The organism is Streptomyces sp. NPDC000941 (assembly GCF_053599555.1).
On the sequence record NZ_JBSFMM010000093.1, the window covers coordinates 1 to 19,855 of the forward strand.

The 19,855-nt window shown below is 71.3% G+C and carries 22 protein-coding genes; 8 read left to right on the forward strand and 14 right to left on the reverse strand.

Annotation, left to right across the window (positions count from 1 at the left end; all coding sequences use genetic code 11):
* Window positions 1-53: 53 nt before the first annotated feature.
* The 4 genes from ACWDSL_RS27490 to ACWDSL_RS27505 form a co-directional block, all read right to left on the reverse strand.
* Complete coding sequence (locus tag ACWDSL_RS27490; protein ID WP_450489780.1) at window positions 54-1,181, reverse strand: GuaB3 family IMP dehydrogenase-related protein; 1,128 nt, start codon at window positions 1,179-1,181, stop codon at window positions 54-56.
* A 70-nt stretch (window positions 1,182-1,251) separates the two neighbouring features.
* Entirely contained in the window at window positions 1,252-2,754 is a 1,503-nt protein-coding gene (guaB, locus tag ACWDSL_RS27495) for an IMP dehydrogenase (protein WP_450489782.1), read from the reverse strand.
* 111 nt (window positions 2,755-2,865) lie between these two features.
* Complete coding sequence (locus ACWDSL_RS27500) at window positions 2,866-3,477, reverse strand: sigma-70 family RNA polymerase sigma factor (RefSeq protein ID WP_089509638.1); 612 nt, start codon at window positions 3,475-3,477, stop codon at window positions 2,866-2,868.
* 324 nt (window positions 3,478-3,801) lie between these two features.
* Entirely contained in the window at window positions 3,802-4,413 is a 612-nt protein-coding gene (locus tag ACWDSL_RS27505) for a response regulator transcription factor (protein WP_003948568.1), read from the reverse strand.
* 388 nt (window positions 4,414-4,801) lie between these two features.
* On the opposite strand from ACWDSL_RS27505, the gene ACWDSL_RS27510 reads away from it, so the two are divergent.
* Window positions 4,802-5,122: a WhiB family transcriptional regulator gene (locus ACWDSL_RS27510; protein WP_014178839.1), complete on the forward strand. Its 321-nt coding sequence runs from the start codon at window positions 4,802-4,804 to the stop codon at window positions 5,120-5,122.
* Between the two features lie 125 nt (window positions 5,123-5,247).
* Here ACWDSL_RS27510 and ACWDSL_RS27515 read toward each other — a convergent pair whose 3' ends face one another.
* Window positions 5,248-6,198, reverse strand: a complete 951-nt coding sequence (locus tag ACWDSL_RS27515; protein WP_450489785.1) for a LysR family transcriptional regulator — start codon at window positions 6,196-6,198, stop codon at window positions 5,248-5,250.
* A 125-nt stretch (window positions 6,199-6,323) separates the two neighbouring features.
* Between ACWDSL_RS27515 and ACWDSL_RS27520 the strand changes: the two genes are divergently transcribed.
* Both ACWDSL_RS27520 and ACWDSL_RS27525 read left to right on the forward strand, forming a co-directional pair.
* Complete coding sequence (locus ACWDSL_RS27520; protein ID WP_450489787.1) at window positions 6,324-7,046, forward strand: MOSC domain-containing protein; 723 nt, start codon at window positions 6,324-6,326, stop codon at window positions 7,044-7,046.
* Between the two features lie 48 nt (window positions 7,047-7,094).
* Window positions 7,095-7,904, forward strand: a complete 810-nt coding sequence (locus tag ACWDSL_RS27525; protein ID WP_450489789.1) for an SDR family NAD(P)-dependent oxidoreductase — start codon at window positions 7,095-7,097, stop codon at window positions 7,902-7,904.
* A gap of 96 nt (window positions 7,905-8,000) precedes the next feature.
* On the opposite strand, the gene groL is transcribed toward ACWDSL_RS27525, so the two are convergent.
* The 3 genes from groL to ACWDSL_RS27540 form a co-directional block, all read right to left on the reverse strand.
* Entirely contained in the window at window positions 8,001-9,623 is a 1,623-nt protein-coding gene (gene groL / locus ACWDSL_RS27530; RefSeq protein WP_450489791.1) for a chaperonin GroEL, read from the reverse strand.
* Window positions 9,624-9,714: 91 nt separating this feature from the next.
* Window positions 9,715-10,023, reverse strand: a complete 309-nt coding sequence (gene groES / locus ACWDSL_RS27535) for a co-chaperone GroES (RefSeq protein ID WP_014178834.1) — start codon at window positions 10,021-10,023, stop codon at window positions 9,715-9,717.
* Between the two features lie 274 nt (window positions 10,024-10,297).
* The gene (locus tag ACWDSL_RS27540; protein WP_450489793.1) at window positions 10,298-11,209 is read right to left on the reverse strand and encodes a polysaccharide deacetylase family protein; all 912 of its coding nucleotides are present in this window, start codon (window positions 11,207-11,209) and stop codon (window positions 10,298-10,300) included.
* Window positions 11,210-11,299: 90 nt separating this feature from the next.
* Here ACWDSL_RS27540 and ACWDSL_RS27545 point away from each other — a divergent pair, with 90 nt between their 5' ends.
* Window positions 11,300-12,487, forward strand: a complete 1,188-nt coding sequence (locus ACWDSL_RS27545; protein WP_450489795.1) for a THUMP-like domain-containing protein — start codon at window positions 11,300-11,302, stop codon at window positions 12,485-12,487.
* Window positions 12,488-12,567: 80 nt separating this feature from the next.
* Here the strand turns inward: ACWDSL_RS27545 and ACWDSL_RS27550 are convergent, their stop codons facing one another.
* Window positions 12,568-13,050 (reverse strand): ATP-binding protein, encoded by a 483-nt coding sequence (locus ACWDSL_RS27550; protein ID WP_450489797.1) that lies wholly within the window; start codon window positions 13,048-13,050, stop codon window positions 12,568-12,570.
* 164 nt (window positions 13,051-13,214) lie between these two features.
* Between ACWDSL_RS27550 and ACWDSL_RS27555 the strand changes: the two genes are divergently transcribed.
* Complete coding sequence (locus tag ACWDSL_RS27555) at window positions 13,215-14,069, forward strand: Scr1 family TA system antitoxin-like transcriptional regulator (RefSeq protein ID WP_450489799.1); 855 nt, start codon at window positions 13,215-13,217, stop codon at window positions 14,067-14,069.
* Window positions 14,070-14,099: 30 nt separating this feature from the next.
* Entirely contained in the window at window positions 14,100-14,303 is a 204-nt protein-coding gene (locus ACWDSL_RS27560; RefSeq protein WP_450489801.1) for a DUF397 domain-containing protein, read from the forward strand.
* Here ACWDSL_RS27560 and ACWDSL_RS27565 read toward each other — a convergent pair.
* A complete protein-coding gene (locus tag ACWDSL_RS27565) occupies window positions 14,266-15,828 on the reverse strand; it encodes an MFS transporter (RefSeq protein WP_450489803.1) in 1,563 nt (520 codons plus the stop codon). The genes ACWDSL_RS27560 and ACWDSL_RS27565 overlap by 38 nt on opposite strands.
* Before the next feature lie 92 nt (window positions 15,829-15,920).
* Here ACWDSL_RS27565 and ACWDSL_RS27570 point away from each other — a divergent pair, with 92 nt between their 5' ends.
* Complete coding sequence (locus ACWDSL_RS27570) at window positions 15,921-16,658, forward strand: TetR/AcrR family transcriptional regulator (protein WP_450489804.1); 738 nt, start codon at window positions 15,921-15,923, stop codon at window positions 16,656-16,658.
* An 88-nt stretch (window positions 16,659-16,746) separates the two neighbouring features.
* On the forward strand, window positions 16,747-17,124 hold the full coding sequence (locus ACWDSL_RS27575; protein ID WP_089509649.1) for a hypothetical protein: 378 nt from the start codon (window positions 16,747-16,749) through the stop codon (window positions 17,122-17,124).
* A gap of 34 nt (window positions 17,125-17,158) precedes the next feature.
* Here ACWDSL_RS27575 and ACWDSL_RS27580 read toward each other — a convergent pair whose 3' ends face one another.
* The 4 genes from ACWDSL_RS27580 to rimI are packed head-to-tail and all read right to left on the reverse strand — an operon-like array spanning window position 17,159 to window position 19,848.
* Window positions 17,159-17,863, reverse strand: a complete 705-nt coding sequence (locus ACWDSL_RS27580) for a hypothetical protein (RefSeq protein ID WP_450489806.1) — start codon at window positions 17,861-17,863, stop codon at window positions 17,159-17,161.
* Window positions 17,864-17,868: 5 nt separating this feature from the next.
* Window positions 17,869-18,174: a hypothetical protein gene (locus ACWDSL_RS27585; protein WP_450489807.1), complete on the reverse strand. Its 306-nt coding sequence runs from the start codon at window positions 18,172-18,174 to the stop codon at window positions 17,869-17,871.
* Window positions 18,171-19,313 carry a tRNA (adenosine(37)-N6)-threonylcarbamoyltransferase complex transferase subunit TsaD gene (gene tsaD, locus ACWDSL_RS27590; RefSeq protein ID WP_450489809.1) on the reverse strand — a complete coding sequence of 381 codons (1,143 nt, stop codon included), beginning with the start codon at window positions 19,311-19,313 and terminating at the stop codon, window positions 18,171-18,173. Before tsaD ends, ACWDSL_RS27585 begins: the two co-directional genes overlap by 4 nt.
* Window positions 19,306-19,848, reverse strand: coding sequence for a ribosomal protein S18-alanine N-acetyltransferase (rimI, locus tag ACWDSL_RS27595; RefSeq protein WP_450489851.1), 543 nt, complete (start codon window positions 19,846-19,848; stop codon window positions 19,306-19,308). Before rimI ends, tsaD begins: the two co-directional genes overlap by 8 nt.
* Window positions 19,849-19,855: the final 7 nt, after the last annotated feature.

Consider the following 19,855-nt stretch of genomic DNA (forward strand, 5'->3'; position numbering starts at 1 on the left):
GCATCGCGGTCGGGGCCCAACCCGTTTGTGCCGCACCCGTTTGTACTGCGCGCTCAGCGATTGTCGTGCTGCGAGGGAGCGACCGTCACCTCGACCCGCTGGAACTCCTTGAGCTCCGAGTAGCCCGTCGTGGCCATCGCCCGGCGCAGCGCACCGAAGAAGTTCATCGAGCCGTCGGGGGTGTGGGAGGGGCCCAGCAGGATCTCCTCCGTGGTGCCCACCGTGCCCAGGTTCATCCGCTTGCCGCGCGGCACCTCGTCGTGCACGGCCTCCATGCCCCAGTGGTGACCCCGGCCCGGCGCGTCCGTGGCCCGCGCCAGCGGCGAGCCGATCATGACCGCGTCCGCACCGCAGGCGATGGCCTTGGGCAGATCGCCGCTCCAGCCGACGCCGCCATCGGCGATCACATGCACATACCGGCCGCCGGACTCGTCCATGTAGTCCCGGCGAGCGGCGGCGACATCGGCGACTGCGGTCGCCATCGGCACCTGGATGCCCAGCACATTGCGCGTGGTGTGCGCGGCGCCGCCGCCGAACCCGACCAGCACACCGGCCGCGCCCGTCCGCATCAGATGCAGCGCGGCGGTGTACGTGGCACAGCCGCCCACGATGACCGGGACGTCCAGCTCATAGATGAACTGCTTCAGGTTCAGCGGCTCGGCGGCGCCGGAGACATGCTCGGCCGAGACCGTGGTGCCACGGATCACAAAGATGTCGACCCCGGCGTCCACGACGGCCTTGGAGAACTGCGCGGTGCGCTGCGGGGAGAGCGCGGCGGCCGTCACCACGCCCGAGTCGCGCACCTCCTTCAGCCGCTGTCCGATCAGCTCTTCCTTGATCGGCGCGGCGTAGATCTCCTGCATACGCCGGGTCGCGGTCTGCTCGTCCAGCTCGGCGATCTCCGCGAGCAGCGACTCCGGGTCCTCGTAGCGGGTCCACAGGCCCTCGAGGTTGAGCACCCCGAGACCGCCCAGCTCGCCGATGCGGATGGCGGTCTTCGGGGAGACCACCGAGTCCATCGGGGCGGCGAGGAACGGCAGCTCAAAGCGGTAGGCGTCGATCTGCCAGGCGATTGAGACCTCCTTCGGGTCCCGGGTACGACGACTCGGCACAACGGCGATGTCGTCGAACGCGTACGCCCTGCGGCCGCGCTTGCCGCGCCCGATCTCGATCTCAGTCACGTGGGTGCCTTTCGCTCTTCAGGTCTGCCGTCCCAGTATCCCTGCCCTCTTCGCCGCCCCCTCGTACGGGCTAACGAGCGGAGTAGTTGGGTGCCTCGGCGGTCACCTGGATGTCGTGCGGGTGGCTCTCCTTGAGCCCGGCCGCCGTGATCCGTACGAAGCGGCCCTTCTCCTTGAGCTCCGCCACATTCGCCGAGCCGACATAGCCCATCGACGCCCGCAGACCGCCCACGAGCTGGTGCGCCACCGAGGCGAGCGGGCCCCGGTAGGGCACCTGGCCCTCGATGCCCTCGGGCACCAGCTTGTCCTCGGAGAGCACATTGTCCTGGAAGTAGCGGTCCTTGGAGTACGAGCGGGCCTGGCCGCGCGACTGCATCGCGCCCAGCGAACCCATGCCCCGGTAGGACTTGAACTGCTTGCCGTTGATGAAGACCATCTCGCCGGGCGACTCCTCGCACCCGGCCAGCAGGCTGCCCAGCATGACCGTGTCAGCGCCCGCCGCGATCGCCTTCGCGATATCGCCGGAGAACTGCAGGCCACCGTCGCCGATCAGCGGCACCCCGGCCGCATGGCACGCCTGCGCGGCCTCGTAGATCGCCGTCACCTGCGGCACACCGATGCCCGCGACCACCCGGGTGGTGCAGATCGAGCCCGGCCCGACGCCGACCTTGACCCCGTCCACACCGGCGTCGATCAGCGCCTGGGCGCCGTCCCGGGTGGCGACATTGCCGCCCACCACATCGACCCTGATGTTGGACTTCAGCTTGGCGATCATGTCGAGGATGCCCCGGCTGTGGCCATGGGCACTGTCGACCACGAGGAAGTCCACCCCGGCCTCGACCAGCGCCTGCGCCCGGTCGTACGACTCGTCCCCGACGCCGACCGCCGCGCCGACGATCAGCCGACCGTCGGCGTCCTTGGCCGCGTGCGGATACTTCTCGGCCTTCACGAAGTCCTTGACGGTGATCAGGCCCTTGAGCACGCCCGCGTCGTCGACCAGCGGCAGCTTCTCGATCTTGTGGCGGCGCAGCAGCTGCATCGCGTCCTCGCCGGAGATCCCGACCTTGCCGGTGACCAGCGGCATCGGGGTCATGACCTCGCGGACCTGGCGGCCCCGGTCCGTCTCGAAGGCCATGTCACGGTTGGTGACGATGCCGAGCAGCTTGCCCGCCGCGTCCGTCACCGGGACGCCGCTGATCCGGAACTTTCCGCACAGGGCGTCCGCCTCGGCCAGCGTCGCATCCGGCCGGACCGTGATCGGGTCGGTCACCATACCGGACTCGGACCGCTTGACCAGGTCGACCTGGTTGGCCTGGTCCTCGATCGACAGATTGCGGTGCAGCACGCCCACACCGCCCTGACGGGCCATGGCGATGGCCATCCGGGACTCGGTCACCTTGTCCATGGCGGCGGACAGCAGCGGCACATTGACCCGGACGTTTCGAGAGACTCTGGACGAGGTGTTGACCGCGTTCGGCAGCACCTCGGAGGCGCCCGGCAGCAGCAGCACATCGTCGTACGTCAGCCCGAGCATCGCGAATTTCTCAGGCACTCCGTCGACGTTGACAGTCATGACACCCTTCCAATGGTCTTGCCCCAGCGCGGACTCCCATGCTAACGGGCGCGACAGGTGCCCCATTCCTGCCTGTGGAAAACCCCGTGGCCTGCTGAAACCCGCCGAGACCTACTGCTCGGCGAGCGCTCGCAGCCTGCTCAGGGCCCGGTGCTGGGCCACCCGCACCGCACCAGGCGACATCCCGAGCATCTGCCCGGTCTCCTCCGCGGTCAGCCCGACCGCGACCCGCAGCAGCACCAGCTCGCGCTGGTTCTCGGGGAGGTTCGCCAGCAGCTTCTTGGCCCACTCGGCGTCGCTGCTCAGCAGCGCCTGCTCCTCGGGGCCGAGCGAATCGTCCGGCTGCTCCGGCATCTCGTCCGAGGGCACAGCCGTGCTGCCCGGGTGGCGCATGGCCGCGCGCTGGAGATCGGCGACCTTGTGCGCGGCGATGGCCACGACGAACGCCTCGAAGGGCCGGCCGGTGTCGCGGTAGCGCGGCAGCGCGCACAAGACCGCGAGGCAGACCTCCTGCGCCAGGTCGTCCACGAAATGGCGGGCATCGCCCGGCAGCCGCGAAAGCCGCGTACGGCAATAGCGCAGGGCGAGCGGATGCACATGGGCGAGCAGATCGTGGGTGGCCCGCTCGTCCCCCTCTGCGGCGCGCCGGACAAGGGCGCCGATGGCCCCTTGGGTCCCGGAGCCGCCGACCGGCGGGGACCCCTGGGTCTCGTCGTCGCGCATCCGTCCATGGTGCCTTGGCGCCGCGCCTTCCGCGGCACCGCGTCCGTAGTTGTGCGCTGAAGCGTTATGAGCAGGTGCGCCGGCTGTCGTCACGTCCTGCGCTCTCCCCTCACGCCCGACCGACATGTCCCCGAGGAACTCCACACCTTCAAGGATGCGGCATCGCCCGGCGAACCAACATAAGCCGCCGCCCTTCGCCCCGCCCGCCACCCGACGGGCGGGGACCGTCGGCCCCCTGTTTTGGGCTCTTGCCTCCCCCGGCCACCGCTGGGAAGTGCCCCCGTTGGGGCGTTACAGCCGCCGCGGCCGGGGCCCGGGCCGGGTCTAGCGAACCAGGCCCCAGCGGAAGCCGAGCGCCACCGCGTGTGCCCGGTCCGAGGCGCCGAGTTTCTTGAACAGCCGCCGGGCGTGCGTCTTGACGGTGTCCTCGGACAGAAACAGCTCACGGCCGATCTCCGCATTGGACCGGCCGTGGCTCATGCCCTCCAGCACCTGGATCTCACGGGCGGTGAGCGTCGGCGCCGCGCCCATCTCGGCGGAGCGCAGCCGGCGCGGGGCCAGCCGCCAGGTCGGGTCGGCCAGCGCCTGGGTCACGGTGGCGCGCAGCTCGGCGCGCGAGGCGTCCTTGTGCAGATAGCCACGGGCCCCGGCGGCTACGGCCAGCGCGACACCGTCCAGGTCCTCGGCGACCGTGAGCATGATGATCCGGGCGCCGGGGTCGGCCGAGAGCAGCCGCCGCACGGTCTCGACACCGCCGAGGCCGGGCATCCGCACGTCCATCAGAATCAGATCCGAACGGTCGGCCCCCCAGCGGCGGAGGACTTCCTCGCCGTTGGCCGCCGTCGTCACACGCTCGACGCCGGGCACGGTCGCCACCGCACGGCGCAGCGCCTCTCGGGCAAGCGGGGAGTCGTCGCAGACGAGGACGGATGTCATGACCGCCCTCCGCAGCTGATGCGCGTCACCTTGAGCCTCCAGGCTGGTACATATCGTCACCTGTGCGATTGACAGCCTCGGACATCCGTCCGAGAGCTTTACCCATCAACCGCCTCCGCACTCTCAACGACGGTCACCCGAAAGAGTTACGGGGTCCAGCGGCCACCTTCGACACTCTACGTGAGGGAACGGACACAGAGCTGCTTCATCGCGGCCGCCGCGCCTCACCCCGACTTTCGCCCTCTTCGATGGCATTTGGCGACCTTGCTTCCAATTTGCCGGTCTCTGTGGCTAGATTCGCAATGAGTCATATTTACATCTACTTACACAGTAGGTGTACGACCCAGGACGCAGCGTCCGCACCAGATCGCTTCGAGGAGATAAGGCAATGGCAGATTTCTCCCGTCTTCCCGGTCCGAACGCCGACCTGTGGGACTGGCAGCTGCTGGCCGCGTGTCGCGGGGTCGACAGCTCGCTCTTCTTCCATCCGGAGGGAGAGCGCGGCGCTGCCCGCAGCGCTCGCGAGATGTCAGCCAAAGAGGTGTGCATGCGATGCCCTGTACGCGCGGAGTGCGCGGCGCACGCGCTGGCGGTTCGTGAGCCGTACGGCGTGTGGGGCGGACTGACCGAGGACGAACGTGAGGAGCTCATGGGGCGGGCACGCCACCGGGCCGTGGCCACCTCGGGCGCCGGAGCTCCCGGCGCCTGATCGCGCCCGCGATCACCACAATTCTGAAGAAACGTATCGGCACCGACCGCGGAGCCTTCTACTGAGGGCTCGGCCGCCGCTGCCGCCCGCCCAGGCCTGCCTCCGAACCGTCGTTCAGCCGCCCGTCACGGCCGCGGTTCGCCTCGCGCCGCCGACTCCAGCCGATCCAGCATCGCCGCCACCGCCGGGACCCGGGCGAGGTCCGGCAGGGTGAGCGCGACGACCTCCCGCCGCACGGCCGGCTCCACCGCCACCATCGCGGCGCCCTTGGCCCGTACGGCCTCCAGCGCCAGCTCCGGCAGCACCGCCACCCCAAGCCCGGCCGCCACCAGCCCGATCACCGCCGGATAGTCGTCCGTCGCGAAGTCGATCCGGGGCGTGAAGCCCGCCGCCTCGCACACATCCACCAGATGCCTGCGGCAGCGCGGGCAGCCCGCGATCCACGGCTCCTCGGCCAGTTCCCCGATGCCCACCGCGCCGGCCCCCGCCAGCCGGTGCCCCTCGGGCACCACGCCCACCAGCCGGTCGCTCAGCAGCGGCCGTACGACCAGGTCGTCCTTGCCCCACGGGCCCTCGGCCGGAGCGATCAGCTCCTCCGCGTCCGCCACCGCCGGCTCGACCTCCGGGTAGCGGAAGGCCACGGCGATCTCGACGTCGCCCGCGCGCAGCAGCTCCACCGAGCGCGGCGGCTCGGCCTCCACCAGCGAGACCCGGGTCCCCGGGTAGTCCTTGCGCATCTCGGCGAGCGCGGTCGGCACAAGCGTCGAGCTGCCGCTGGGGAAGGACGCCAGCCGCACCCGGCCGGCCCGCAGCCCGGCGATCGCGGCGACCTCCTCCTCGGCGGCGGTCAGCCCGGCCAGGATCCCCGCCGCATGCCGCACCAGCGCCGCGCCGGCCTGCGTCAGCCGCATCTCCCGGCCCGTACGGATCAGCAGCGGCGTGCCCGTGGACTGTTCGAGGGCCTTCATCTGCTGGCTGACGGCGGGCTGGGTGCAGCCCAGCTCGCGGGCGGCCGCGGAGAAGGAGCCCGTGGCGGCCACGGCGCGCAGCACCCTCAGATGACGAGGCTCGATCATGCTTCGAGCATAAGCGACCCTTGGGTACGACCTCGAATATCGCGTCGCCGCTTTGGTCGCTGCTTTGACGCTCGAAGGCCGAAACAGCTTTGAACCGCGCCGCCGCGGTCCCTTAGCGTGTTGTCATGACCCGTATCCCCGAGGCCGGGCCCGCGCACCCGCCGACCGCGACCGTGCTCACCGTGAACGTCGGCCGCCTCATGCCGGTCGAGTACACCGACGCCCCCTCCGGCGGCACCGGTATCGACAAGCGCCCCGCCGACGGGCCGGTGCGGGTGGTGGCCCCGGGCCCCAAGGGCGAGGCCGGGAGCGGACTCGTCGGCGACACGGTCAGCGACACCCGTCACCACGGCGGGAACGATCAGGCGGTGTACGCCTACGCGCGCGAGGACCTGGACGCCTGGGCGCGCGAGCTGGGCCGCGAGCTGCCGAACGGCGTCTTCGGCGAGAACCTCACCACCCAGGGCCTCGACGTGACCGGCGCCCGGATCGGCGAGCGCTGGCGGATCGGCCCCGACCTGCTGCTCGAGGTGGCCTCCGCGCGTATCCCGTGCCGGACCTTCGCGTCCTGGCTGGGCGAGGAGCGCTGGGTGAAGCGGTTCACTCGCGCGGCCGTCCCCGGCGCGTATCTGCGGGTCCTCGAACCGGGCGAGATACGCGCCGGGGACCCGGTCGAGATCGTGCGCCGGCCCGACCACGAGGTGACCGTCGGCTTTGCCTTCCGCGCCGCCACCACCGAACGCGCCCTGCTGCCGCGGGTGCTGGCCGCGGGCGACGCGCTCCACCCCGAACTGCGGGAATCCGCGCGCTCTTTCCCCGGAACTCCTTCCATCACATCGAAGAACTGATCCGGACGAGTGCGCTCCGACCCCCTCCATGGCCGCTAACGTGCGCGTATGACGACTGCGTTGATTACGGGAACCACAGCGGGCATCGGCGCCGCCTTCGCGAGCCGGCTCGCGGCGGACGGGCACAACCTGGTGCTGGTGGCGCGGGACGAGAAGCGGCTGCGCGAACAGGCCGCCGACCTCCACGACCGCCACGGGGTGGAGGCGGACGTGCTGCGGGCCGACCTGTCCGAGGACGACGGCATCGCGGCGGTCGAGGCGCGCCTGGGCGACCGCACGCACCCGATCGATCTGCTCGTCAACAACGCCGGGTTCGGCAACAAGGGCCGCTATCTCGAGGTGTCCCTGGCGGATGAGCTGCGGATGATGAAGGTGCACTGCGAGGCCGTCCTGCGGCTCACCACCGCCGCGGCCGAGACCATGCGCGCCCGGGGGCGCGGCGGGGTGATCAACGTCGCCTCGATCGCGGCGTTCTTCCCGCGCGGCACGTACGGGGCCAGCAAGGCATGGGTCGTGCAGTTCACCCAGGGTGCGGCGCGGGACCTGGCGAGCTCGGGGGTGCGGCTGATGGCGCTGTGCCCGGGGTTCGTACGGACCGAGTTCCACGCGCGGGCCGGGATCAAGCCGGACAGCGTGCCGAGCTGGATGTGGCTGGACGCGGACCGGTTGGTGACGGCGGCGCTCAAGGACTTCGCGCGGGGCAAGGCGCTGTCGATCCCGGATCCGCGGTACAAGGCCATGACGGGGCTGGCGAAGATCGCGCCGCGGGCCGCGGTCTCGGTCATCTCGTCGAACGTGGGACGGCCCCCCAAAGGACAGCCGAAGGACAGCCGAAGGAACGCCGACCCCGAGATCTGAAACGGCCCCGGCAGACCTGAGACCGCCCCGGAACGCATCAGGCGCGGCCACCCGCGAGGGGTGACCGCGCCGTGCGTGGAGTGCGCGGTGGGCGCGTCAGTGCGAGTGACCGTGGCCGTGGCCCGCGGCCTCCGGCTCTTCCTCGGCCGGCTTCTCGACCACCAGCGTCTCGGTGGTGAGCAGCAGGGAGGCGATGGACGCCGCGTTCTCCAGGGCGGAGCGGGTGACCTTGACCGGGTCGATGACGCCGGCCTTCACCAGGTCGCCGTACTCGTCGGTCGCGGCGTTGAAGCCGTGGCCCTTCTCGAGCTCGGCCACCTTGGAGGTGATGACGTAGCCCTCAAGGCCCGCGTTCTCGGCGATCCAGCGCAGCGGCTCGACGGCGGCGCGGCGGACGACCGCGACACCGGTGGCCTCGTCGCCCTCCTTGCCGAGGTTGTCCTCCAGCACCTTCACGGCGTGGACGAGCGCGGAGCCACCACCGGAGACGATGCCCTCCTCGACCGCGGCGCGGGTCGCGGAGATGGCGTCCTCCAGACGGTGCTTCTTCTCCTTGAGCTCCACCTCGGTGGCGGCGCCGACGCGGATCACGCACACGCCGCCGGCCAGCTTGGCGAGGCGCTCCTGGAGCTTCTCGCGGTCCCAGTCGGAGTCCGTGGCCTCGATCTCGGCCTTGATCTGGTTGATCCGGCCGGTGACGTCCTCGGACTTGCCGCCACCGTCGACGATGGTGGTGTCGTCCTTGGTGATGGTCACCCGGCGGGCGGTGCCCAACACGTCCAGGCCGACCTGGTCGAGCTTGAGGCCGACCTCCTCGGCGACGACGGTGGCGCCGGTGAGGGCGGCCATGTCGCCGAGCATCGCCTTGCGGCGGTCGCCGAAGCCGGGGGCCTTCACCGCGACGGCGTTGAAGGTGCCGCGGATCTTGTTGACGACGAGGGTGGACAGGGCCTCGCCCTCCACGTCCTCGGCGATGATCAGCAGCGGCTTGCTGCCACCCTGGATGACCTTCTCCAGCAACGGCAGCAGGTCCTGGATCGAGGCGATCTTGCCCTGGTGGATCAGGATGTACGGGTCGTCGAGGACGGCCTCCATGCGCTCCTGGTCGGTGACCATGTACGGAGACAGGTAGCCCTTGTCGAAGGCCATGCCCTCGGTGAAGTCGAGCTCCAGGCCGAAGGTGTTGGACTCCTCGACGGTGATCACACCGTCCTTGCCGACCTTGTCCATCGCCTCGGCGATGAGCTCGCCGACCTGCTTGTCCTGGGCGGACAGCGCGGCCACGGCGGCGATGTCGGACTTCTCGTCGATCGGGCGGGCGGTGGCCAGCAGCTCGTCGGAGACCGCCTTGACGGCCGCGTCGATGCCCTTCTTCAGGGCGGCCGGGGAGGCGCCGGCGGCCACGTTGCGCAGGCCCTCGCGGACCAGCGCCTGGGCCAGCACGGTGGCGGTGGTGGTGCCGTCGCCCGCGATGTCGTTGGTCTTGGTCGCCACCTCCTTGACGAGCTGGGCGCCCAGGTTCTCGTACGGGTCCTCGACCTCGACCTCACGGGCGATGGTGACACCGTCGTTGGTGATGGTCGGGGCGCCGAACTTCTTGTCGATGACGACGTTGCGGCCCTTGGGGCCGATCGTCACCTTGACGGTGTCGGCGAGCTTGTTGACGCCGCGCTCGAGGGCGCGACGGGCGTCCTCGTCAAACTTCAGGATCTTCGCCATGGGTTGCGTATGTCCTCTCGAACGAACCGCGCCCCGGCCCCGGTATGGACAGGGGTACCGGGGCGCGGCTCACAGGCAAAACTTCGGTGACTTACTTCTCGATGATCGCGAGGACGTCGCGAGCCGAGAGGACGAGGTACTCCTCGCCGTTGTACTTCACCTCGGTACCGCCGTACTTGCTGTAGAGCACGACGTCGCCGACGGAGACGTCGAGCGGGAGACGGTTGCCGTCCTCGAAGCGGCCCGGGCCCACGGCCAGGACGACGCCCTCTTGGGGCTTCTCCTTGGCAGTGTCCGGGATAACCAGGCCAGAGGCCGTGGTCTGCTCGGCGTCGAGCGGCTGGACCACAATGCGGTCCTCGAGCGGCTTGATGGCAACCTTGGAGCTGGCGGTCGTCACGATCCGACCTCCCCCTTCGGAGATCTCACGGGGTTAACTGTCTGAGGTGGCGACCAGGTGGATCCGTCGTCGCGGGTGCCGGACCTGCCCGTCGCTGTGTTTGGCACTCATCGATGCCGAGTGCCAGCCACGACATTATGACGCGGTTAGCACTCAGTCAACCAGAGTGCCAAAGCGGCGGGGTGACGCGGCGCCCTTCAGATGCCCCTCGGGCGCCCCGGCAGCGCCCCTCAGGCGGCCCTCAGGCGGCCCTCAGACGGCCTCCGGGCGCCCCTCAGAGGTAGTCCTCCAGCCGCGCCACGGCGAAGCCCTGCGACTGGATCTCCCGCAGCAGCGAGGTCATCACATCGGTCATCGTCCGCCCCTCCTGCTGGGCGGGGCCGCGGAAGTGGGCCAGGATGATGTCGCCGGAGTGCAGCCGGTCGCCGGCCGCGTACTCAAGACCGCCGGCCTTCATCTCGGCCGACCACATCACGAGCGCCCGCACCCCGCAGGCCGCCGCCGCGCGCACGGTGTCGTCGTCGACCGCCCCGTACGGCGGGCGGAAGAGATACGGCCGGGTGCCGAACTCGCGGGTGAGGTTCTCCTGCTGGCCGCAGATCTCGTAGACCTGATGCTCGTACTCCAGATCGGGCAGCCTCGGATGGGTGAGCGTGTGGTTCTGCATCCCGTTGCCGAGCCGGCGCAGCTGCTCGAAGTAGCCGTAGTCGCCGGCCACCACGTCGTCCGTCAGAAAGCCGGTGAACGGCAGCCCCAGGTCATGGGCCTGCTGCAGAAAGGCCGGGTCCTTCTCGGCGCCGTCGTCGATGGTCACGAAGACGACCGGTTCGTGGGTCGGCACATGGTCGATGATCGGCGGCCCGGCGGGCGCGCCCGCGGCCGGCGGTACGAGGGCCGGTTTGGCCGAGGGCGGCGGCGCCGTCTCCAGCGGCCCGTCGAGCCCCCAGCGGTGGTAGCCGTCCGGAGCCGCGGCGGAGGGCGAGGGCAGGCCGGAACCGGAGCCCGAGTCCGACGCATGGGGCGAGTCGTGGCCCGCGCCCGGGGCATGGGTCCCCGACCCGGACGACGACGTGAAGGACGGCGAAGACGATGCGGCGGCGCCCGAGCCCTTGTCCACCCGCGCGGTCCCGGCACCGGCTCCGTCGACATCCGAGCAGCCCGCGAGCAGAGCCGCGGCCGCGACCAATACGAGACACCTCGAAAGGCCATGCTTGATCATCATCACATAAGCGATCTTCGGCCGGGTGTCGCGAACGCGCTCGCTGGAGCGAGGAGAATGGGCGACGTGGACGTTGACGCCTTCGACTCACTGCTCCGCGACGAAGGGCAGGCACTGCTCCGCGAGCTCCAGGACTACGACCCGGCGCGAGAGCTCGCCACGGCGACCCGGCTGCGCCGCGAGCACCCCGCGGACCTGGTTTCCGCGGCCCTCACCCAGGCGCGGCTGAGGCAGCGCGCGGCCGCGAAGTTCGGCGCCGACGACGCCCACCGCATGTACTTCACGCCCAACGGCGTGGAACAGGCCACCCGCGCCTCCGTCGCCGCCTACCGCGCCGACCGATTCGTCGAGCTCGGCGTGCGCCGCGTGGCCGACCTGTGCTGCGGCATCGGCGGCGACGCGGTCGCGTTCGCCCGCGCGGGCATCCCCGTCCTGGCCGTCGACCGGGACCCGCTGACCTGCGCGGTGGTCCAGGCCAACGCCGAGGCCCTGGGCCTGGCCGAGCTCATCGAGGTGCGCCACGCGGACGTCACCGAGACCGACACCTCCGGATGCGACGCGGTCTTCGTGGACCCCGCCCGGCGCGGCGGGCGCGGCCGCGTCTTCGACCCCGAGGCGTACTCCCCGCCGCTGTCCTGGGCCGTTCAGGCCGCCCGTACGGCCCCGCACGCGGCCCTCAAGGTCGCACCGGGCATCCCGCACGAGGCGGTCCCCGAGGACGCCGAGGCCGAGTGGATCTCGGACCACGGCGATGTGAAGGAGGCCCTGCTGTGGTTCGGCACCGCCCGCCCGGGCATGCGCCGCGCCACGCTGCTCCCCGACCACCACTCCCTCCTCGGCACCCCGCTGCTGCCGGACCCCGAGCCGGGGCCGGTCGGCCGCTGGCTGTACGAGCCGGACGGTGCGGTGATCCGCGCGCATCTGGTCGCGGACGTCGCCGCCCGGATCGGCGGCCGTCTCATCGACCCGACCATCGCCTACGTCACGGCGGACGATCTGCGCCCGACGCCGTACGCCCACGCGTACGAGATCACGGATGTGCTGCCCTTCAACCTCAAGAAGCTCAAGGCGCTGCTGCGCGAGCGGAAGGTCGGCGTCCTGACGGTGAAGAAGCGCGGCTCGGCGGTCGAGCCGGAGGAGCTGCGGAAGAAGCTCCGTCTCGAAGGGGTGAATTCCTGCACGGTCTTCCTGACCCGGGTCGGCGGCGCCCCGACGATGCTGCTGGGGCACCCGGCGCAGGTCTAGGACCTCGCTTCCGAGGCGCCCGGGCCAGGCTTTCAGCCCGGGCCAGGCTTTCAGGGCACCCGGCCCGGGGCGGCGGCCTCTCAGGCCCGCTCGCCGCCCCCGCCCCTCGTCCGCAGCTCGAACCAGACGCCCTTGGCGTACATCCCCGCCGGGTCCCCGTCCGCCGTCCCCCACTCGTCGGCCAGCGCCGCGACCACCCCCAGGCCGCGCCCGTACATCCGGTCGCCCTCCGGGAGATACGCACCGGTGGGGAGCTCGCTGCTCGCGTCGTACACGCTGATGCGCAGCCGCGGCTGCTCGATCATCACGCGCAGCATCAGGGAGTCGCCCTCGGCGTGCAGATAGGCGTTGGTGGCCAGCTCCGAGGTGCAGGCGGTCGCGGTCTCGACGAGGTCTTCATGGCCCACGGAGTTCAGCACACAGGCGACGAAATCCCGGCAGATCTTGGGTGAGGTGGCCCGGCGGGTGCTCTGCAGCGTGTACACGTACGGCTCTTCGGGGCCCGGGGAGGGCGAACTGCCCGCAGGACTGTCGTCAGGCTCGTGGTCGGGTCCCAATGTCAACGTCAACTCCCTGCGACGGGGCTGTTGGTGCGCGTACCGTTACGATGATCAACGCTTCGTAGCGGCGACACCACCTACCGTAGGACAGCGCTGCAAACAAGTGCTACGGATTCGTTGAATTTCCCCGACAAATAGCCCGCGAGGGTGACACGTATGGGAGGAACATGCCACCCAGGAGCGCCCCAACCGCCCGGCAACAGCGGTTGGGCACCGAGCTGCGCAGGATGCGGGAGGACGCGGGCCTCAGCATCCAGGAGGCCGCCGACCGGCTCGGCATCAACCGGACCCACATCACCAATCTGGAACTGGCCCGGTTCGGGGTGAGCGAGGAGCGGGTACGCACCCTCGCCGCCATCTACGCCTGCCCGGACACCGCGTACATCGACGCCCTCGCCGCCATGACCCATGAGCGCAAGGGCGGTTGGTGGGAGGACTACCGGGGCCTGATCGCCACCGGTGGACTCGACCTGGCCGAAATGGAGTACTACGCGGCAAGCCTGCGCGTAGTCGGCCTCATCCACATCCCGGGGCTGCTGCAGACAGAGGAGTACGCGCAGGCGGTGATGGGCCAGGCCGTGCCCCCATGGTCACCGCCGGAACTGCGCCGCAGGCTCTCCCACCGGATGAAGCGCCGGGACATCCTGGACCGGGACGCCCCTCCGCTGTGCAGCTTCATCATCCACGAGGCCGCCCTGCACACCCGGTTCGGCGGGACACGGGTCCTGCGGGCGCAGCTGGAGCGGCTGCTGGAGGCGTCGGAGCGCGAGAACGTCACCGTACGCGTCATCCCGCTCGTCACGGACGGATTCCCGGTCGCCGGTTCCACGGTCACCTATGCCTCGGGGCCCGTGCCCCAGTTGGACACCGTGCAGTTCGACTCGGCGCTCGGCTCGATGTTCCTGGACGCGGAGTCCCAGCTGCGGAAGTACGGAGGGGTCCTGGACCACACCGTGGAAGTGGCCCTGCCCGTCGAGGAGTCACGGGACCTCGTACGCGCCGTCGCGCGACGCCTCAGATGAAGGCAACAGGCAAGGCAACGGGCAAAGGGAATGTGCACCATCAACTGGCAGAAGTCCTCCTACTCCGGCCAGGGCGAAGGAGACGCCTGCGTCGAGGTCGCCTCCATGGGCGATGACATAGCGCTCCGCGAGAGCGATGACCCCGACAGAGTCGTGATCACCACCCCCGCGAAGCTCGGTTCGCTCCTCGCCGGCATCAAGTCCGGCGAGTTCGATCGGCTGGCGCCGCCGTGACCTTGCCGTCGCCGCCCAGAACGCCGGACGCATCCGGCGCCGCCGGGACACCCGTCGCCGCGCCTGTCGCCACGCCTGTCGAGGCACCCTTCGCGGCACCCGCCGAGGCACCCGTCGAGGCGCCCGTCGCGGCCTCCTCGCCCCGCGCCCGCCCCGGGAGCAGCAGCGCCGCGCTCAGGGCGGCCACGGCCAGCAGCGTGCCCGAGACGCCGAAGGCCGTGGCGTAGCCGCTCGCGAGGGACCGCGGATCGTCACCGCCCGCCGCATGCGCGGCCACCGTCACCAGCACCGCGAGCCCCAGCGAACCCCCGATCTGCCGCGAGCTGTTGACCAGGCCCGAGGCCATGCCCATCTCCGGCGCCGGCACGCCCGTCGTGGCCGCCGTCCCGAGCGGGACGACGCACAGGCCGACGCCGACGCTCGCGACCAGCGACGGGCCGAGCACCGAGTCGGCGAAGCCGCCGTCCACGCCGATCGCCAGCCCGAACCAGCCCATTCCGGCCGCCCCCAGCAGCCCGCCGCCGACCAGCAGCGTCCGCACGCCGAGCCGGGCGACGGCGCGGGTGGCGACGAGCGACCCGATCACGTTCCCGGCGCAGAAGGGCAGAAACGCGGCCCCAGTCGCGATCGATCCGTATCCGAGGATCTGCTGCATGTACAGCGAGGCGAAGTAGAAGGCCCCGAACTGGCCCGAGAAGAGCAGCAGGACGAAGAGGTTCCCGGCCAGCACCGGCCGCCGCCCCAGCAGCCCGATCCGCAGCAGCGGCCGCTCCACCCGGCGCTCGACCACGACGAACGCGGCCAGCAGCACCAGCGCCGCGCCCAGCGTGCCCAGCGTCGTCGCCGAGCCCCACGGATAGGTCTGGGTCCGTACGAGCGCGAACACCAGCGCCGTCATACCGCAGGTGACCAGCAGCGCACCGGCGACATCGAGCCGCGGCCGCGGGCCCTCACGCCGGTCGGGCTCGACCGCGGTCCGTGCCGCCACCAGCGCGAGGACGACGATCGGCACATTGATCAGCAGCACGGAGCGCCAGCCCGCCCATTCGGTGAGCAACCCGCCCACCAGCACCCCGACCGCCCCGCCCGCCGCCGCGGCCATGCCCCACAGCCCCAGCGCCCGGGAGCGCGCGGGCCCCGCCGGGAAGGCCACGGTGATCAGCGTGAAGGCCACCGGCGCGAGCGCCGCCGCGCCGACGCCCTGGACCGCGCGGGCGGCGATCAGCGCGCCCGGCGATCCCACCAGGCCGCCGCCGAGGCTGGCGGCGCCGAACAGCGCGAGCCCGCCCATCAGCGTCGCCCGCCTTCCGACGATGTCGGCGAGCCGCCCGCCGAGCATCAACAGCCCGCCGAAGGCGAGCGCGTAGGCGTTGACGACCCACAGCAGGGCGTCGGGCGTGAAGCCGAGGTCTTCGCGCATATCGGGCAGCGCGACATTGACCACCGACATGTCCAGAGCCACCACGAATTGCACGGTGAGCGCCACCGCGAGCACCAGGCGGGCGTGTCCCGCACGGTCGTTCATGAACTGCCTCCCTCTCGGGTCCCCAAGGCCAGGGCAGTTAGTATACGCGTACACAAACTCGAAAGGCGATGCCTCGGGTGGACAATGAGGCGGTGACGAGCGAGACGGGCGACCCGGCGGGCGATACGGCAGGCGATACGGCGGGTGGCACGGGCGGGGCGCGCACCGAGGGCAGACGGGGCGGCGGGCGGCCCCGTCGGCTGGAACTGGAGACGATCGTCGGCACCGCGCGCCGCATCCTCGAGGAGGAGGGCACGGCGGCCCTGTCGATGCGGCGGCTGGCCAAGGAGGTCGGCTCCACGCCGATGGCCCTCTACCGCCACGTCCGCGACAAGGACGAGCTGCTGATCCTCGTCCTGACCGGAGTCTCCAAGACGCTCCCCCGCCCCGAGCTGCCCGAGGAGCCGCGCGAGCGGGTGTATGTGACGGCCCGCCACATGTACGAGGCGCTACGGGAGCTGCCGTGGGCGGTGGAAGTGCTCAGCCTCGGCGAGCTCACCGACCGGCACGCGCTGTGGATCGTCGAGGAGATCGTCGACTCGGCCATGGCCTGCGGGCTGAACGAGCGCCAGGCCGTGCACGCCTACCGCACCCTGTGGCACTACGTCCTGGGCACGCTCACCTTCCAGGCGGCCCTCGCCGGCCGCTCCCAGGATCCGGAACGGCGGCCCCACTTCCCCGACATGCTCTCCGAGCTGGACGCCTCCGAGCTGCCGCGGCTGGCCGCGCTGGGCGGGCGCTGGCAGGCCATCACCGACGCGTACGACGTCGCGGACCAGCTGCGCGCCCTCGTGGACGGGCTGCTCGGCCGCCCGAGCGCGTCCAATTGACGACGTAATCCCTCCTACGGGGACGCGCAGGCCCCCGCCCATGGCACGATCATCCCGCTAATGGGCGGATGAGAGGGTGGCAGGGGGCATGGGCAAAGAAAAACTGTCCGTATCGGATCAGGATCTGACAAGCCTGATCAAAGACCTGGAGGGGATGCAGAGCTACGTCGAGACGAAGATCGAACGGCTGAACCTCCTGGTCGAGTCCGTCGACAAGGACGGGAAGGGGCCCGCGGCCACCGCCTACAAGAAGCTGCAGCGCGATGTGAGCATGGACGCGGTACGGATCAGGCAGATGCTGAACGCCGTCGAGGAGGCGACGAAGGCACAGGGGGCGGACCCCGACCCCCGGTATCTGGACCTGCTGAAGCGGTTCCAGGCGCTCCAGAAGTCACCGGAGGGGCAGCATGGGCTGCACCCCCTGGGAGCCGCTGACGGCGACGACGATCCGGAGCCCGCGGCCTGAGCCTCCCCGAGAGGCGCCCACCAAGGCCGGGCGCTCAGCGCATGTCGTCCGGCCGACCGCCCGCCGGGTCCGCTTCGAACTCCCCGGGCTCTTCGGGCTCTTCGGGCTCTTCGGGCTCTTCGGGCTCTCCGAGCGCTTCGGGCTCCTCAGGTTCTTCGGGCGCGGGGGTGAGTTCGCGGCTGACCAGGCGGTAGTAGCCGACCGCCTTGACCATCCCCAGCGCTCCCGTTCCCGCGGCGACGAGAGCGAACCCCAGGGCCCGGGCGGAGCCGTCCGCGGCCGCCACGGCCGTCGAGGCCGCGCCGAAGCAGCACAGCACGAGGGACGGCAGCAGCCAGAAGAGAGCGCGGCCCGGGGAGTGCCACCGGGCCAGGGAGTCCCGGTCCCGCGCCGACCCGGCCCAGGCGCGCAGCCGTTCGCGCGCCTCCAGGTCGTCACGGACGCCGGAGGCCACGGCCAGCGTCGAGGGCACCACAAGACCCACCGCCACGGCCAGGAAGAAGGCGCCCACCACGACGCTGACCACGTCGTCCATCACCACATAGCGGCACCCCACCCAGATCGCCGCCCACCCCGTCGCGACCAGCCCCGCCGCCAGCCACAGCAGCAGCGCCCGCCGCCGCGCCAGATACGACGGGACCAACTCCCGCAGCACCTCTGCCCGCTCGGCGGGATCGGGCGGCGGGGAGGGTCTGTCCGAGTCGGGGTCGGGCGGGGACGGAAGGCTGGAACCCGGCACGCGGCTCACACCTCGGGCGAGACGGGCTCGACGGGCGCGGCCGACCCGACCGGACCGTCGTACGCGACCGACTCGAACCGCCAGCGGTGCACGGCCCGGCACACCAAGTCCTCCCCGGGCTCGGGCAGTTCGGGCAGCTCGGCGTCGTACGGGGCGTCCCACCAGGTGATGACCAGCACGCGGTCCACGGGGGCGCGGAAGGTCTCGCGGCGCAGCGGCGCGGGGTCGAGCTCCTGGCGGCGGGCCCAGGACAGCAGCCGCTCGCCGCCGCCGTCGACGGCCCGCGCCTCCCACATCAGGGCGACGGTCATGCGTAGAGGTTCTTCCGGCTCAGCTCGTGCACGTGATCGTGGTCATGTACGTGGTCATGTACGTGTTCGTGATCGTGATCGTGATCGTGCCCGGCGGGGGCCGGGACGTGCGGATCGGTCACCGGCAGCGAGGAGTCCGCCGACAGGCCCCAGGACGACGCGGCCCGCCCGCGCGCCACCATCTCGGCGCCCATCGCCGCGACCATCGCGCCGTTGTCCGTGCACAGCTTGGGCCTGGGCACGCGCAGCGTGATGCCCGCGTCCTCGCAGCGGCGCTCCGCCATCGCGCGCAGCCGGGAGTTGGCCGCCACGCCGCCGCCGATCATCAGGTGGTCGACGCCCTCGTCCCGGCAGGCGCGTACGGCCTTGCGGGTCAGCACGTCCACGACCGCCTCCTGGAAGGAGGCCGAGACATCGGCGACCGGCACGTCCTCGCCCGCCGCCCGCTTCGCCTCGATCCAGCGGGCCACAGCGGTCTTGAGGCCGGAGAAGGAGAAGTCGTACGCGGCGTCGCGCGGACCGGTCAGCCCGCGCGGGAAGGCGATCGCGTCCGGGTCGCCCTCGCGCGCGATGCGGTCGATGACCGGGCCGCCCGGGAAGCCGAGGTTCAGCACGCGGGCGATCTTGTCGAACGCCTCGCCCGCCGCGTCGTCGATCGTCGAGCCGAGCGGGCGGACGTCGGAGGTGATGTCGGGCGCGAGGAGCAGCGAGGAGTGGCCGCCGCTCACCAGCAGGGCCATCGTCGGCTCGGGCAGCGGGCCGTGTTCCAGCTGGTCCACGCAGATATGCGAGGCGAGGTGGTTGACGCCGTAGAGCGGCTTGCCCAGTGCGTACGCGTACGCCTTCGCGGCCGAGACGCCGACCAGCAGCGCGCCCGCGAGCCCGGGCCCGGCGGTGACCGCGATGCCGTCCAGGTCGGAGGGGGCGACCCCGGCCTCCTTCAGGGCGCGCTTGATGGTGGGGACCATCGCCTCCAGATGCGCCCGGCTGGCGACCTCGGGGACCACGCCGCCGAAGCGGGCGTGCTCGTCGACGCTGGAGGCGACGGCGTCGGCGAGGAGGGTGTGGCCGCGGACGATGCCGACGCCGGTCTCGTCGCAGGAGGTCTCGATGCCGAGTACGAGCGGTTCGTCAGCCATGGGTCTTCGTTCCTTGTACGGGGCCTGCTGGTACGGAGGACGGCGATACGGAAGCCGGACGCGGGCCGGCGGACGTGGTCGGGGGCGCCGGGGAAGCCTGGTTGGGCAGTCGCATCACGAGCGCGTCGACGTTCCCGGGCTGGTAGTAGCCCTTGCGGATGCCGATGGGCTCGAAGCCGAAGCGCTCGTAGAGGCGCTGCGCGCGCAGATTGTCGACGCGCACCTCCAGAAGCACCTCACGGCATTCGAAGGCGGTGGCGGCCGTGACGAGGTTCGTCAGCAGCCGGGCGCCGAGCCCGGTGCCCCAGTGGTCGCGGGCTGCGGCGATGGTCTGCACGTCCCCGGTGCGGTCGACGGCGGCGAGCCCGGCGTAGCCGACCAGCCGGCCGCCCGTCTCGGCGACCACGTAGTGGCGGGTGGCCGCCGGGCCGCGCGCATGGGCGAGCTCGGACCAGAACATGCCGGGCGACCAGGCGTCGTCGGGGAAGAGGTCCGCTTCGAGCCGGAGCACGGGCTCGATGTCCCACCAGCGCATCTCGCGG

Coding starts and splice junctions, on each gene's coding strand:
- ACWDSL_RS27560 (WP_450489801.1), top strand. CDS start 14,100: ATGTGCACCATCAACTGGCAGAAGTCCTCCTACTCCGGCCAGGGCGAA.
- ACWDSL_RS27585 (WP_450489807.1), bottom strand. CDS start 18,174: ATGACCGTCGCCCTGATGTGGGAGGCGCGGGCCGTCGACGGCGGCGGC.
- ACWDSL_RS27505 (WP_003948568.1), bottom strand. CDS start 4,413: ATGACATCCGTCCTCGTCTGCGACGACTCCCCGCTTGCCCGAGAGGCG.
- ACWDSL_RS27515 (WP_450489785.1), bottom strand. CDS start 6,198: ATGATCGAGCCTCGTCATCTGAGGGTGCTGCGCGCCGTGGCCGCCACG.
- ACWDSL_RS27565 (WP_450489803.1), bottom strand. CDS start 15,828: ATGAACGACCGTGCGGGACACGCCCGCCTGGTGCTCGCGGTGGCGCTC.
- rimI (WP_450489851.1), bottom strand. CDS start 19,848: ATGCGCTGGTGGGACATCGAGCCCGTGCTCCGGCTCGAAGCGGACCTC.
- guaB (WP_450489782.1), bottom strand. CDS start 2,754: ATGACTGTCAACGTCGACGGAGTGCCTGAGAAATTCGCGATGCTCGGG.
- ACWDSL_RS27575 (WP_089509649.1), top strand. CDS start 16,747: ATGGGCAAAGAAAAACTGTCCGTATCGGATCAGGATCTGACAAGCCTG.
- ACWDSL_RS27520 (WP_450489787.1), top strand. CDS start 6,324: ATGACCCGTATCCCCGAGGCCGGGCCCGCGCACCCGCCGACCGCGACC.
- ACWDSL_RS27545 (WP_450489795.1), top strand. CDS start 11,300: ATGGGCGACGTGGACGTTGACGCCTTCGACTCACTGCTCCGCGACGAA.
- groL (WP_450489791.1), bottom strand. CDS start 9,623: ATGGCGAAGATCCTGAAGTTTGACGAGGACGCCCGTCGCGCCCTCGAG.
- ACWDSL_RS27500 (WP_089509638.1), bottom strand. CDS start 3,477: ATGCGCGACGACGAGACCCAGGGGTCCCCGCCGGTCGGCGGCTCCGGG.
- ACWDSL_RS27555 (WP_450489799.1), top strand. CDS start 13,215: ATGCCACCCAGGAGCGCCCCAACCGCCCGGCAACAGCGGTTGGGCACC.
- ACWDSL_RS27510 (WP_014178839.1), top strand. CDS start 4,802: ATGGCAGATTTCTCCCGTCTTCCCGGTCCGAACGCCGACCTGTGGGAC.
- ACWDSL_RS27525 (WP_450489789.1), top strand. CDS start 7,095: ATGACGACTGCGTTGATTACGGGAACCACAGCGGGCATCGGCGCCGCC.
- tsaD (WP_450489809.1), bottom strand. CDS start 19,313: ATGGCTGACGAACCGCTCGTACTCGGCATCGAGACCTCCTGCGACGAG.